Source organism: Candidatus Rickettsia mendelii, assembly GCF_057543435.1.
This window is the reverse complement of sequence record NZ_BTGX01000018.1, coordinates 1-14873: the sequence shown is the minus strand read 5'-3', so window position 1 is coordinate 14873 and position 14873 is coordinate 1. Positions and strand designations below refer to the sequence as shown.

The following is a 14873-nucleotide window of genomic DNA, read 5'->3' as shown; positions in this document are numbered from 1 at the left end:
TGATATAACTCCTGAGTTTAAAAATTATTTTTATACTTCATCTTAGCGAATATTAAAACAATTAGTTAAGTTATATCTGAACAAGTACAAGCCAGAGGTAATGGTTCTTATTTAGTATAAATACTTTTCCAAGTAATTATTACCTATTTGGTTTTTTTTATAGTCAATGTTATTCTTGCTTTTGAGAGGAATAATGCTAGTGTTATACACTAGTGCTTTACTAATACAGATAATGTGCTAAAAAACTAAAATTATCATAATGAAATTACAGAATATAATACGAATTATTTTTTTTCTTCTAGTAATCTCTTTCTCAATATCAGCTTTTTCTAAGTCTAATATTCAAATAAATAATCAAAAATTTTTAAAATTGATAAAAAATACTTCTATTACTGTTGTTGCTCCTGCCTCAGGAGTTGATAATAAAACTTTAATGAATTTAAAAAATATTGCTGCATTAAATTTGCATTTACCACTTAAATGCTTTGTCAAAAGCAAGTTACCATTTCTTTCAAGTAGCGATGAAGTAAGATTTAATTGTTTACGAGATGCCTTATTTGATGAATCTAATAATATAGTATGGAGTTTAAGGGGAGGTTATGGTTCAGCAAGATTAATTCCTTACTTACAAAAACTGTCAAAACCGAATAAAGAAAAATTTTTCATAGGATTTAGTGATATAACTGCTTTGCATATTTTTTTATCACAAAAATGGGGATGGAAAACAATTCATGGTGGTAACATAGCTGACATCTTAAAACATGATAAAGCTCAAGGTAACTTTATAAAAATAGCAGAAATAGTGAAAGATAAAGTAAAGCAAGCTACTATAGATGATTTATCAGCTCTTAATGATATCGCAAAATCAAATAAGCTTGTTAGTGGCAAATTAACTGGTGGTAATTTAACTATAATACAAACTAGCATTGGTACAAATTGGCAAATAAATACGACAGAAAAAATTCTTTTTTTAGAAGATATTAATATCTTGCCGTACCAATTAGATCGTGCTTTACTTCATTTAAAACAAGCAGGTTTGCTTCAAGATGTGAAAGCTATAATATTTGGTACATTCGATAACGATTCTGAAGCAACAATGTTAGTGCTTCGTATGTTTGCAAATAGATTAACTATACCAGTATTTAAAACAAATAAATTTGGTCATAAAGAAATTAATGATCCAATTATTTATAATGCGAATAGTAAGATTGTAATAGATCAGAATAAAGGTTTTAGGTTAATGATGGATTTATAGTTCACATTATGATTCAAGAAATTATAATAAAAACGTCATTGTAAGCAATTTTTGCTTGCTCAGCAAGCTATAAAATAATTAGTTTCTTAGTGTTTTTAATAGATTACTTTGTTAAAATTTGTAGTTTTTCCTTATTGTTATGACAAAAACTTAAACATGCTAGTAACTTGCTACCTTCTCAAATGCAAATAATCGTTATACTTAGATAAATCTAAATCATAAGAAAAGAATTTATTTGTAATATAATATTCAAGTAACTTTATTAATCCTGTTTTATGTTTATTTAAAGCTTCTCTGCTTAAAGATATTTCTATTGTTTGGATATAAGGATCAGTACTTATTATTTTTACATAGGCAATATTAATATAGCTAGACTCAGAAAATTCTAAATAAGATGAATTTAAGGGCGGGACTGTGCAGCAAGAAGTATGTGAGTACAAGCGAGACCTAAAAAATTTACTTGTATCGAACTTGCTGAATGACGCTGTACTAAATCCATTTTCTATTAACATTAAACTTTCTATAATAAGTTGAGGTGAGAGTCCTAACTCAATTTCTTTTTTAGTTGGAATAGTACCAGTTTTATAATCTAAGATAGTTACTTTATTTGACTTGCTGATTTCAATTCTATCAGCTATCCCAATTATTTTTATATTTTGGCCTACGATATTTAGCTGTAGTTCTCCTTTGACCTCAAAATAAATATTTTTGCAGTTTTTTCGGCGTTCTATATCAAATGAAATAAAAGCTTTGCTAAGTGCTAATAGTTTTATTTGCCAAGTTTTTTTTGTGTATACAGGTAAGATTATAGTTTGTAAAATATTATTACCTATAGCTATTAAAGCATTTTGTTTGCCAGTGATAGAAAAATAAATATATTCTTTATCATAATTTTTTGAATATTCTTCTAAAGTTTTATGAATAAAATTACCAAAATCTGATATTTTAGGCTCTTCCCATATTTTATCTTTCTTACGTAATCTAAGGATTTTTCTGGCATAGAAACCATATGGGTTTCTTATTAATGTTTCTATATCGGTTACTGATAATACATTGGGGAAAAAGGTACTATATGCACCATTTGGTATAGAAAGATCTAGATTCTTGTTTACTCTGGAATAATGTTGAGATAAAAGATGGCAATTTTGTAACTTTAAAAATAAATTAGAAGGAGTTGTTAATTTTCCATTATATTTTTTAGCATTTAATATAATTACTTGTTTATTTTGTAAAAGTAAGTCGAAGTAGTCTGAATATAAGGTAAGAGTAATATTGTCATAATCTATATTTAATATTTGCTGTGCTTTTTTGCTAAGCCATGGATGAGCCTTAGAAGCAGATGTCCAGTTTTCGCTATTAAAACTTGGTAATATTACCAAATCAAATTTGGATAAAGCTAAATCTTCTGGCATGCCAATAATTATATTGGCAAAATCAGTATTTTTATAATATTTAATACTAGAAAGTAAAAAAGAAAAAATTTTAGGAAAATATTTTTTATTGGTTATATTTATATAGTTACTATATTTAGTTAAATTTGTTAAAAATTCAAGTAATTCTATTCCTCCTTCTTCTTGCCAGATATTCGGCACAAGTTTTTCAGCTATCTCTTTAGCTAATATTAAAATATCTTTAGCATTATGTGGATTATCAGTAAATAACATATCTATCAAGTTATGACAATAATCTGTTACTTCTTCATTATCAAATTGTAATTGCAATAAATATTTCGGCGAAGATATAAAGCGATGTTTATTAGATAATATTAGTTCTAACTCCTGTACTATAGAACAATTAATCAAAGGATTTTTAAGTAATAAAAATAAAATTTTTAGATCAAAATTGTTGCATATTATTTTAATAATAGAAATTAGTAGTGCACTAATATTTGTAAGTGCTAAATTATTGCCTAGTAAATCTTTAAATGCTACTAAATTTTTTTCTAAAAAACTACAATATATTTTTTTAAATTTGTGATTATTTATAACAATTGCTATTCTCTTATCGCTATTTTGATTACATATATTAGCTATTTGCTCAGCTTCTTCATAAATATTTGTAGGTTCATAATAAGATACATTATTACTAATATTATTCAGCAATATTGGCTGATTATAATAAATTAAGGGAATATCATGATTTTGTAGCTCTTTTTTAAATCTGTTTAAGAAAGAATTAGGTTTGAATATTCCTAATAATATTACCTGCTTATAACTATTTTTTATCTTTATTATCTCTTCTTGTAGTAATTTTAATTTATGACTTGCTCTATTTTGTTTTTGAGTAAAAGCTATTTGTTCTTGCCATTGTAAGAAACTACATTCTAAGAATGTATAAATCTTTTGCCAATATTTAGAATTATTATAAGTCTCTATTAATTTTATATCAATATTATTAGCTATAAGCTCATTAAATAATTTGCTTAAAACATCTGCAGCTTTTAATGATTCGCTACCATTAAAAGGTAATGCTTTATATTCAGTAATTATTTTTGACAAGATAAACAGTTCTTCTAGTTTAGATAAAGAATATGAAGAGTGATTTTTTTTTGAGATAAGAGAAGTAAATGGAATAATAATTGGTAAGTTTTTTATTTCATGTTTAGTGATTAAAATCTTTTTTAATTCAAGGCAAGAAAAATTATTCGATAATATTATTTGAACTTCTTTCCATAATGTTTCTTTGCTAAATTTATTGATAATAAATTTAGCAAATGTTTCTAAAAAAGAAGAATCACAAACCATAAATATTACTCTTTATATTAAAAATATAGCAGATTAAAAGCCTAAAATAAATCTTACTTGAAACTATCATATATAGTCAATAATACTTGATTATTAATTTTTATTAGATTACAGTAGTTACTAATTTTGTTAAGTAAAAAAGCGAAAATTATAAAAGATATTAGATGAGATAAGAATTAATGCTTTTAAATATGTAGAAAAGCTATAGATCTTTTGAAACTAATAGTATTACTATTAGTTTAGTTAATGAAAGGTCAAAATAGTAACGCATTATTTATAAAAAATTTTTTAAAGATTTTATCAGTGTTAAGCTTTGAATTTAGTGCTAAGATTCTCATATTGATTCAGGAATTAGACCTAGTAATCTAACAAAATGAGTCAATATTTTCTTTAATAAACAAATCTTTAGTAGTATTGATGTAGAGTTTATTGAATTACTCTACATAGTTGGGAGATAAGTTGAAAAATTATATAAAATTTATTAATTGTTTTATAGACAATAGAAGATAAAGAACTTACATAATGAAAAACCTTATGTAGAAATATTAGGATCTAAAAGCAAAAAGTATTATAGATAATTAGAAGCTATATAATCTTATACAAGGAAATTCATAAAAATGAAATGATAAAGATATAGTGGTTGTAAAAGATTTGATTTTTTAGTAGCAAATAAAGAAGAAGTTGAGATGTCTAAAAAATCAGAAGTAGAGATTGTATTAATATTGAATATGTGTTTTGTAATTCAGTTATTATATCACCTATTGTTGATAAATTAGTACTATTAGCTTTAGTAATTTAATTGTCATAATTATTTCTTTATGATTAATTACAAGATGTAATGAATACTCTATAGATTCCCTATAACTGCTTATTGCTATTTTAACAAGATTACCAAATATTTAATTATTACTTATATGTTGAGATACATTTCTTCATTGCTGAGTATATATTTAAAAATTAAAATACTATGTAACTTAACAATTTCTCTTTGTAAATTTCTTATTTCTTCTCTTTTTATTCAATCACTTATCTTAAATTCATATGTTTAGAGTGATTGTAATGAAATCAAAGTTTGATAAAATTACTAGAGTTGCTTAAGTCATTCTTTTATTTCAAGCAGTTAGTGTTTTGATGCCTAAACAATCAAATTTAAATAATCATATTTTAAAAAAATTATTAAATTTTCCTCTTGTTTAAAATAACGATATAGTAGATTCGGTTAGCCAGATCTCAAATTTTATTAATGATAAATCATTTAAATATCTAGCAAGAATGAGGGGTATACTCTTTTAATTTGAAAAATTGGTGTTGTGGCTTTTCACTTTTAATTTTCTACAATAGTTTATCTATGCTGCAGCAAAAGCTGTGAGATGTTTTGCTCTTTTCTAAATTAAACTATTCTACACTAACTTTTCATTTGTTAGAATTATCCCATAAAATAGTTGCTTTTTTACCTTGATATTGTTAACATCCGGAAAAAGTAACGTTTTTACTTAGCTCTCATGTTATTCTTCAAGTATACAAGCATCAAGTAAAAAAGATAAAAGTTAGTTTATGAAATTTGTAATTTTTATATTATCTCAAATGTTTTTATTCTGGATTCCTGCCTATTGGAAAATGACACCGAATATGTAATAAACTAAGGCTAGGTAGCAAAGTGGTAATGCCGTGGACTGCAAATCCTCTATTCGCCGGTTCGATTCCGGCCCTGGCCTCCACATGGAAATTAGAAAATTTTATGGGATTTATTTCTCAATTCCTAGAAATGCTTCTTGCTGAGCGTGCATTATCAAAAAATTCTATACTTAGCTATAAGCAGGACTTATATGATTTTCAAAATTATCTTGCTCAACAAAAATTATCTGAATTCTGTATCACTACAGAAAATGTCAGACATTGGATTGAATATCTAGCAAATAATAATTTGCAACCGCGGTCTATTAATCGTAAAATATCAACTATAAAAAGCTATTATGAGTTTCTGATTAGTGAAAATCATACAACTTTTAATCCAGTACTTACTGTAGATTTACCAAAATATCAAAGTAAACTTCCTAAAATATTATCGATAGACGAAGTTAAATCATTACTTGAATATTGTACACAAGATAAGTCGCCTGAAGGTATAAGACTTAATGCGATGGTACATTTGTTGTATGCTAGCGGCTTGAGAGTTTCTGAACTGGTTAGTCTTAAGCTTAGCAATATTCTGAATAATAAAAAGTCAGGAAGCATTAAGAAAGTATTCTCTGTACTTGGTAAAGGTAATAAAGAAAGAATTATAGTAATAAATGAGCAAGCAGTTAGTAGTATTACTGAATATCTTGCAATTAGAGAGATCTTTGTAAATGAAGCGAAACCTAAAAATCTTATTTATTTGTTTCCTTCCTCAGCACTAACTGGCTACATGACTAGACAGAACTTTGCTATTCTCCTAAAATCTGCTGCTCTTTATGCAGGACTTAATCCTAAACATATTTCTCCACATATATTGCGCCATAGTTTTGCTACTCATCTATTAGAAGGAGGAGCAGATTTACGAGTTATTCAAGAGTTGCTGGGGCATGCTGATATTTCTACCACACAAATATATACTCATCTTCAAACTAATCATCTCAAAAAAGCATTGTTGAATCATCCTCTTAATAAATACTAAAATACCTATTAGTTTTTAAATTTAAAATAACACATATTGAAAATGTTTATAGAGAAATGATGATAATGAAGTTTCAGAGGATAAACATGAAGTAATAAAAGACATAATTAATAAAATTAAGCACAAAAAGTTATATTAGAGAGTTAAAATATATACAGACATTAAAAGGTAATAAAAAAGAATTATTTTAAGTGGTTTAAACAATATACCATAAATAAGCTTAATAAAAAAGTAACGAAACATGTATTAGATTTAATTGGGTATTCGCTTTTTTTTTCTCTAGAACATTAGGTAATACTATATTTTGTAATTTATTATATTTAGAAGCAAAAAAATAATTCTTCTGTAGAAATTGATAAAAATGGAATTTCAATCATTAATTTACTAGGTTGTTATTTAAGCTTTATCAGTTTTTGATTAACAATTTTTATCCTAAAAAATTTGAAGATATTGAATTTTAAAAGCAATTTTATTAAGAAAGGTATTAATTATCTTTTAAAGCTTTAAATGGAAAATTTAAATAAGCTTTTGATATATATTAGCTGCAGTTCGACACAAATTAAACTTTGTTTTATTTATTAGTAGAATATCTAAAGATAGCATTGATTATAAAACAAGAAAAGATATAGTGAGCAATCCTCAAATTGCTATTGAGATAGAATTATCTATTTAGATCAATAATTTAAAATCAATAGATGTTTTTATTTCAATTGAAACAATTACTAATGATAAGTTTTATAAAATAGAAATTTTAGGAAGTAATGAAGTAATAAAGATTAAGTGTGACTTTTAAGATACTAGCTTTAAGTTTTAATTATAGGTATAGTAAAGATACATAGAAATTATTTAGTGATATCACTATAATTTAAGTTTATAACATACAAAATATTAGCATGGTGGCCATAAAGTTTAAAAAAAATAAAAATTCTGGAATAAATGAGGAACTAAAAGTTAATCTAGGGAATTTAGTAAATTTAGTTATTAAGGAAGTAGATAATAAAAATTTTGATCTGAGTTTTCTAAAAAATATTCAACATGCCTTTGCAAGTAAACACAAACAAAGAGAATCTTTTATAAGGCTTTTAGATAAAAAGCTTAACAATGAGCAGTTACATAAATTAAATACAGCAATAATGGAAAATGCACATGAGTTAATGCCAGATAATGATCCTAATTTTGTTTGTCGTAGATCTAATGATAAGGTATTTCAACAACTATTATTATTGGAAGCAAGACGCTCAGGTATGAAAGCAAGATTTAATGCTGATGGGGAATTGCAACCTCTTGATGTAAAGGATATTTCTCAAGAAATATTAGATCATTACTCTGTTCTTCAAAAAACATTTTATCCAAAAAGAAATTCCATTGATTCATTAGATAGTAGAATAGCGCAAAGTATTAATTTTTTATTGTATGCTCCTCTTGCAAGAGAAGATAAAAGATATACAAAATTAGAGCCAGAAAAAGCATATAAAATAGAGCAGGAAATACAAAAATCTGATAGCAAGTATATTAAACATTTAGTACAAGAAAAAGTAGCAGAACATGCTAATACTGAAGTGAGTTCTAAAACAGAAGTAAATGAAAAGAAAGAAAACGCAATATCCTTAATAATTGAAGAAGTAATAACAAAATTACAAGAAGATAGGAAGTTAAGTATTAAAGGTAAGCAATTAGGAGAAATTAAGAAGTATTTATCTAAATCTTTAGTAGAAGCCTCCGATTATGTATTAACATTCAAAAAAAATGATTTAGTAGATGTAATACATCAAGAATTACATAAAAACCAATCTAGGTGGTCAAAGTTTACTAGTTATATAGGTATAAATTCTTATAAAATTTCTAAGAACAATCTTAAAGAAATAGAGAAAACAATCAATGATAAAATTGAGAGTTTTTATTCTAACATGTCAAAAGACGAAAAAAATAATTTGCATAGAGCGGCACAAATTATACAAGAGCTAAAGGTTAAAAATGCTCAGATAAAGTCTAATACACCGCCATCTGTTACTCCAAAACATCAACATCTTAAAAAAGAAGGTTACAGCAGGTAATGGCTAATATGTCTTGCAGTTTAATCGCGGGATCTAGTAGTATGTATCATTGGTTATTTTTAGATACTGCTGTTAGTCTACAATAACTATTTTTAGTCTATGCAGGCAATACCTACCTACAGTGATAAGAAGGTTACTACTTAAAGTTATAATTTATTACTTCCCATAATATTATACCCGCAATCTACATAATGAATTTCACCGGTGACACCTTTAGATAATTCACTAAATAAGTATATAGCAGCTCCTGCTACGTCTTGTTGAGTAGTGTTACGTTTTAACGGAGACATTATAGCATGAGATTTAAGCATCGATCCAAAATCACCAATAGCACTAGAAGCTAAAGTTTTTATAGGACCAGCTGAAATAGCATTTACTCTAATGTTATTACTGCCTATATCATTTGCTAAGTATTTGACGCTTGCCTCAAGTGCTGCCTTAGCTATTCCCATAACGTTGTAATTAGGTATAACTTTCTCAGCACCATAATAACTTAAAGTTAGAATGCTGCCACCATCAAGCATTAAAGGTTCTGCTGCTTTTGTAAGTTCTAAAAGGGAGTAGCATGATATATGCAGAGAGTTTTGAAAATTTTCGAAGCTTGTATCAATATAACGTCCTTTTAATTCATTCTTATCAGCAAATGCCATACCATGAAGAAGAAAGTCTAAAGTACCCCATTTTTCTTTTATGGTAGCAAATAAGTTGTTAATTGATTTAGGATTTGTAACATCACATTCACTAATAAAATCACCACCTATCTCTTCTGCAAGCGGTTTAACTCGTTTTTCTATGACCTCAGATTGATAAGTAAAAGCAAGTTTTGCGCCGTGCTCACTTGCAAGCTGAGCAATTGCCCATGATATAGACATATTATTTGCAACACCTGTGATTAGTCCTTTTTTTCCTTTTAATAATCCCATAGTCATTATATTTACCTTTAATTAAAACTTGCTGAAATGATAGCATGATGTATTATTTTGTAAATAAATTTAATCAGTAAAAATGTATAAGATCCAGATTATTTGCTTATTATTAGGCATATTAAGTGGTTTAGTTTTTGCTCCGACTTTTTTTATTCCGGCATTATTAACATTATCTTATCTATGTTATTTAGTTCAAAACTCTAGGAATTGGCAAGAAGCAGCAAAATTTGCTTATCTATTTGGTTTTGGACACTTTTTAAGTGGAATATATTGGGTAAGTATTGGTGTTAGTGTTTATATTGCAGATTTTTGGTGGGCAATTCCTTTTGCATTATTCGGTCTGCCGTTGATTTTAGCTTTTTTTATATCAGCTATTTGTACTATTAGTTTTTTTGCTAGAGAAAGTAAATATTACCAATTTATATTTTGTTTATGCTGGGTATTATTTGAGTGGGTAAGGTCATGGATATTTACTGGTTTTCCGTGGAATTTGATAGGTTATGCTTTTTTATTTTCAGATATTTTAATTCAGCCTTTAAGTATAATCGGGATATACGGACTTAGTTTTATAGTTATATATGTTAGTACTTCTTGTTATCCCTTTTTTACTAAGCAATTTAATAAACTGAAATTATTGCTAGTTAGTTCAGCTATAATACTAACCACAGTTATGATTTACGGTAGTATAAGATTAAATAGTAATCCTACAAATTTCACTGATATAAAAGTACGTTTAGTGCAGCCTTCAATTCCTCAAACTGAAAAGTGGGATGAAACTGAGTTTTGGCATAATTTGATGCTACATATTAATTTATCAGAAAATTCAGAATCTACTGATTTAATTATTTGGTCTGAAGCAGCATTAGTAGTGCCTATAGATATACCACAAGTAAAATCTAAGTTATTAAAAATGTTAAATTCAGTAGATGCTACTTTAATAACAGGTGGTATCTCAGATAATAAAAAACAAGGCAATGATTTTGAGCTTTATACTGCTATGTATGCGCTAGCAAAAAATGGTCATAAACTATTTGAATATCATAAATCGCATTTAGTACCTTTCGGTGAGTATATGCCCCTTAAAAAAATACTACCTTTTAAGAAACTAACTCATGGCTTAGTCGATTATAAAGAAGGAAACGGTGGTCTTGTTTATCTTGATAAATATAATCTTAAAATTAAACCTCTAATTTGTTATGAATCAATTTTTCCTGATTTTGTTCGTACTTCTAATGAAATAGTTGATGTGATAATTAATGTTACAAATGATACATGGTATGGTAAATCAAGTGGTCCATATCAGCATTTTCATATAAGTAGAAGTAGAGCTGTAGAGAATGGTTTACCTATGATTAGAGTAGCTAATAACGGTGTTTCAGCTATAATTGACCCTCTTGGAAGAGTAATAAAAAAATTAGATTTAAATGCAATAAATTATACTGATGGTTTAATTCCTAAAAAACTAACTTCCTCTACTATATTCTCAAAATTCAGTAATTTTACTATTTTATTACTAATTATCTTTATATTTTTAGTTCATTATTTACTAGCTTTAATATTTGATAAATAAAGGCTTTTAATATTATTTTATTAAATAACCAAGTTACTTTATTCAAAATAAAGTAATATATAATACATTTAAAGGAACAACGCATTGCGGTAGGTATTAGTCAAAAAGAATTATGGCAAGTTTTGGAGTAGTGCTATTCAAGTTAAAAAATATGCAGATTAAGTAATGTCTAATAAGTAAGTTATATATTTTGCAAGAGTTTAAATATACCTTACAACTTTTAAATATTTTCTAATAGTTTTGAGGAAGAAAAATTAAAAGCTGATAATGACAATGCTTCATAATAATAAAATTGAATGTCTATTCAAAGAAATAAAAGGTCATCTCTTAAATAATATTTTTGAAGAAGAAACACAATATGAGAATGAAGTTTTTTTGAATTATAAAGTGAATTTTTATCACACTAGAGCATTTACTAAAATCCAAATGTTAGCTTAGTAAAGATAATAATTGAACTTGTTAAGTAAGTAGCGATTCTTATAAAGAAGATTTCAATTTTTATTGACTTAATATTGTTAAAGTATTACTTTTTAGGGGCTTAGTAAATTCTAAGCCAATAGCAATTATTAAATACAAGGAGGGAGTTTATGAATACTGGTATTAGTAATACAAATAGTCCAAATGGTAAATATATGGCCCCAAGGCCGGAAGGAGTAAAACCTAGTTGTGTAGTGATTACTTATTCTGCTTGTGATGGTGATTTAAATAAGACTATTGCTACATTACAAAAAAATGGAGCAAGTGTTCATTACATACTTGATGAGTGCGGTATACAATATCAATATCATAATGATTTAACAGATAAAACTTTTTATGCAGGTAAGAGTAGTTGGAATGGAAAGGCAAATGTTAATGATTTTGGTATCGGAGTTATGCTTGTTAATGATGCAAAGAGTGAATTTGCAGAAAAGCAAATAGCACAATTAAAAAACTTTCTTACAGATTTATCAGCAAGATATCCAGAGATAGATTTAAAAAAGAATTTAGTCGGTCTTGCTGAGGTGACTGTAAATAGAGAGGAAAATGCTCATATAGCTCCAGGATCAAAATTTCCTTGGGAAGAATTAGCTAAAGATGGTTTTGGTAGATATTATGAGACTACACAAGAGCAAAAGAGTAAAGTATTATTAAATCCTTATAGTACAGGAGAAAAAGTTAACATTTTACAGGAAAATTTAAAAGAATATGGTTATGGGATAGAATCTACAAGTACATTTGATATATTTACTAAGCAGGCTACTAGAGTTTTTAATGAGCGTTATGGTACTGCTTTACCAGGTGAAGAGCCACCTGTAAGCTGGACTGAAGCAAGTGAGTATGTTTTGTTACAATTATTAGGGCAAGCAGAAAATGCTGAAATTCCTAACGAAATGTAGGTATTGTCTCGTGTCATTGGGAGCATTACCTATTAAATGTTATCTCAAAAAATAGCTAGGGGTGTTATACATGGCTTAGATAGCGTGGTTAAGCGGTAAGTGCGCTTTCAGGTCATATAACAATTCACCCCACAGTATCTCAAAAACAACTTACTATAGTATATTTAAATATCTAAATTTAATTGTACCTCTGGTCCTTATAGGTAATGGATATAAAAAAGCAGTTATTATAGAACATAGTGATTCTAACGTGCAAGTTATATAAATAATAATTTAAAAACAAAGTTATTGTCATCAATTCTTAACTTTTCATGCGATTATACATTAAGATATAGATGGTTAGAAAATCATTTATAACATTAAGGTGTACTACTCTCATTTCTATTAGGACAGAGTATATAGTAAGAAAGGATAATGTATAATTCCTTAAGCATTTATTTTAAAATAGCTGAGCGTTAAATCTAGATTTGCATAGTCTTAAAAACTTAGAATAATATATTAACGACTGCAGTTAAATAAGTAGCAAATAAATGTATTGATTTTCTTCATCAGAAAGATAACTTTTTACCTAAAGTTAGTATTAATTCTTGAAATGATTTATATATTAATAATAATAAATTAGTTTTTTTTAAAAGTAGTAGTATCCTGAGGTAAAAATTCTTGGTGAATCTTTTCAAGATTTAAACTTAAACATGCTAAATTTTCTATAAGTAAACAAGAGGCAATTTTCTAAAAGTTAGTAGGTGTAGTAAATTGTTTAGTTAGTGTTTTAGAACATCTAAGAAATAATGATTTTAAAAAGTTTTTAGAAGAAATGTTAAAAAATATAATCATGGTTGATAACAAAAATTTGTCTTTAGTTACAGGTATTAATTATGCAATAAAAATCACTGACATGATTAGTAAAGTATCTTTATAGTAATAATGAAATGTTATACTAGAAATAGGCATAGATCATCTGCATAAGATATTATTTTTAGATGAGCATGCTGTAAATTATAGTAAAAAGCTTATAGTACTGAAATGATAAGGTAGTGCTAGACTAGCTAAAATCGCTAGGTTTTTTAAAGAGTTAAAAGAGATTTTAAACTTCTTTTTACCAAATCTAAAATTGGATGTGAATATTTCTAGCTAATTTAATACTAAAAGTATAATAACAAATATTATTTGTTAACTCTTCTTCTGTGGCATTATCAATACCATAATGATATTATGAGTCAATAATACTTCCTTACAATACACCTAAGCATTGTTTTATGATATCAGTTTTTGTTTTCTAATCAATTTGAGTATTTTTAAAATACGTAAACACTATCTTTCTTAACAAGACATAACATATATTTACAAGTTGGTAGTACTACAAACTAATGGATCTTAGATCTTGATATCTTCTTTTACATTTATATCCTGAGATAATAACTTTTCAAGTAACAATTTATTATTTGATTCTAGTACATGATTAAAAAATGTAAGAAGAGCTTTATTCCATGATAGTGCTGCAAAATTTATATAGGTGCTTGTTTCAAATTATTCTTGACCCTACTAAAAGATTTAATAAGCTCTACAAATTCTGAAGATATTACACATTATATCAAAGCTATACACGATATTTTAAATTCTGCAAGAAGACAATTAATTTTTAACTATTTTATTTAAAAATAAATAAAGTTTTATAACTAAGATTTTTTATGATAAAGCCAGACGGTTAGTAAGCATATTAGAAGAAGAATATTTAAGAGTAGATTATACTCTGTCATAGAAATGCTGAATAATTTGATAGTAGGCTTGGTGCAGCTAGTTATGGGTTGGCTGTAGAATATTTGCTTAATATTCTGGATAGAAAGACCTTTTGGAATGTGGATCATTGATGAGCAAATGGCGCTTGGTTGCACTACACCTCTTTCTACTAAGCTATGATATGTAGATAATAAGCAAGAACTAAGTAATGTGAGAAAAATGAATATCAAAGTATATTTGCTTAGCTTTTTGATGATTAGAGCAGTTAAACAAACTTTTATCAAGATTAAATATGGAAATCTTTCATAAACACATAAAGGGCACGGGATATAATGAAATATATACTCAGCAAAATAAGCAGTAATAAGTGCCATTATGGAGATGGCAATTAATCCTAAATGCAGAATTTTATAACCATCTTTTCTTATACAATTTATAGTAGAATCAAAAAGCATAAATTTATTATTTATAATTTTGTTTAAAGAAATACTTAATGTCATTCTAGCTATGGTGGAGAAAATAGCTATAATATCATTTCTTCTGTGGGCGAGAATC

The 14873-nt window shown here is 26.8% G+C and carries 7 protein-coding genes, 1 tRNA gene and 1 pseudogene; 6 read left to right on the top strand and 3 right to left on the bottom strand.

The features are described from left to right. The first annotated feature begins 259 nt into the window (after positions 1-259). Positions 260-1255 carry an LD-carboxypeptidase gene (locus tag AC27F4_RS03250; RefSeq protein WP_487062049.1) on the top strand — a complete coding sequence of 332 codons (996 nt, stop codon included), beginning with the start codon at positions 260-262 and terminating at the stop codon, positions 1253-1255. Positions 1256-1425: 170 nt separating this feature from the next. On the opposite strand, the pseudogene AC27F4_RS03245 reads toward AC27F4_RS03250, so the two are convergent. Continuing rightward, a pseudogene (locus AC27F4_RS03245) lies at positions 1426-3177 on the bottom strand (PD-(D/E)XK nuclease family protein); the annotation flags it as partial. A 2465-nt stretch (positions 3178-5642) separates the two neighbouring features. On the opposite strand from AC27F4_RS03245, the gene AC27F4_RS03240 reads away from it, so the two are divergent. From AC27F4_RS03240 to AC27F4_RS03230, 3 genes are all read left to right on the top strand, one after another. After that, positions 5643-5717, top strand: a tRNA-Cys gene (locus AC27F4_RS03240). A gap of 20 nt (positions 5718-5737) precedes the next feature. After that, the gene (gene xerD, locus AC27F4_RS03235) at positions 5738-6655 is read left to right on the top strand and encodes a site-specific tyrosine recombinase XerD (RefSeq protein ID WP_487062047.1); all 918 of its coding nucleotides are present in this window, start codon (positions 5738-5740) and stop codon (positions 6653-6655) included. 893 nt (positions 6656-7548) lie between these two features. After that, complete coding sequence (locus AC27F4_RS03230) at positions 7549-8709, top strand: DUF5410 family protein (protein WP_487062045.1); 1161 nt, start codon at positions 7549-7551, stop codon at positions 8707-8709. A 146-nt stretch (positions 8710-8855) separates the two neighbouring features. On the opposite strand, the gene fabI is transcribed toward AC27F4_RS03230, so the two are convergent. Next, positions 8856-9638, bottom strand: coding sequence for an enoyl-ACP reductase FabI (gene fabI, locus AC27F4_RS03225; RefSeq protein ID WP_487062043.1), 783 nt, complete (start codon positions 9636-9638; stop codon positions 8856-8858). Between the two features lie 76 nt (positions 9639-9714). Here fabI and lnt point away from each other — a divergent pair, with 76 nt between their 5' ends. Both lnt and AC27F4_RS03215 read left to right on the top strand, forming a co-directional pair. After that, on the top strand, positions 9715-11205 hold the full coding sequence (lnt, locus tag AC27F4_RS03220; RefSeq protein WP_487062041.1) for an apolipoprotein N-acyltransferase: 1491 nt from the start codon (positions 9715-9717) through the stop codon (positions 11203-11205). Positions 11206-11792: 587 nt separating this feature from the next. After that, positions 11793-12581, top strand: a complete 789-nt coding sequence (locus tag AC27F4_RS03215) for an N-acetylmuramoyl-L-alanine amidase (RefSeq protein WP_487062039.1) — start codon at positions 11793-11795, stop codon at positions 12579-12581. Positions 12582-14257: 1676 nt separating this feature from the next. Here AC27F4_RS03215 and AC27F4_RS03210 read toward each other — a convergent pair. Next, entirely contained in the window at positions 14258-14773 is a 516-nt protein-coding gene (locus AC27F4_RS03210) for a disulfide bond formation protein B (protein WP_487062091.1), read from the bottom strand. Between the last annotated feature and the right edge of the window lie 100 nt (positions 14774-14873).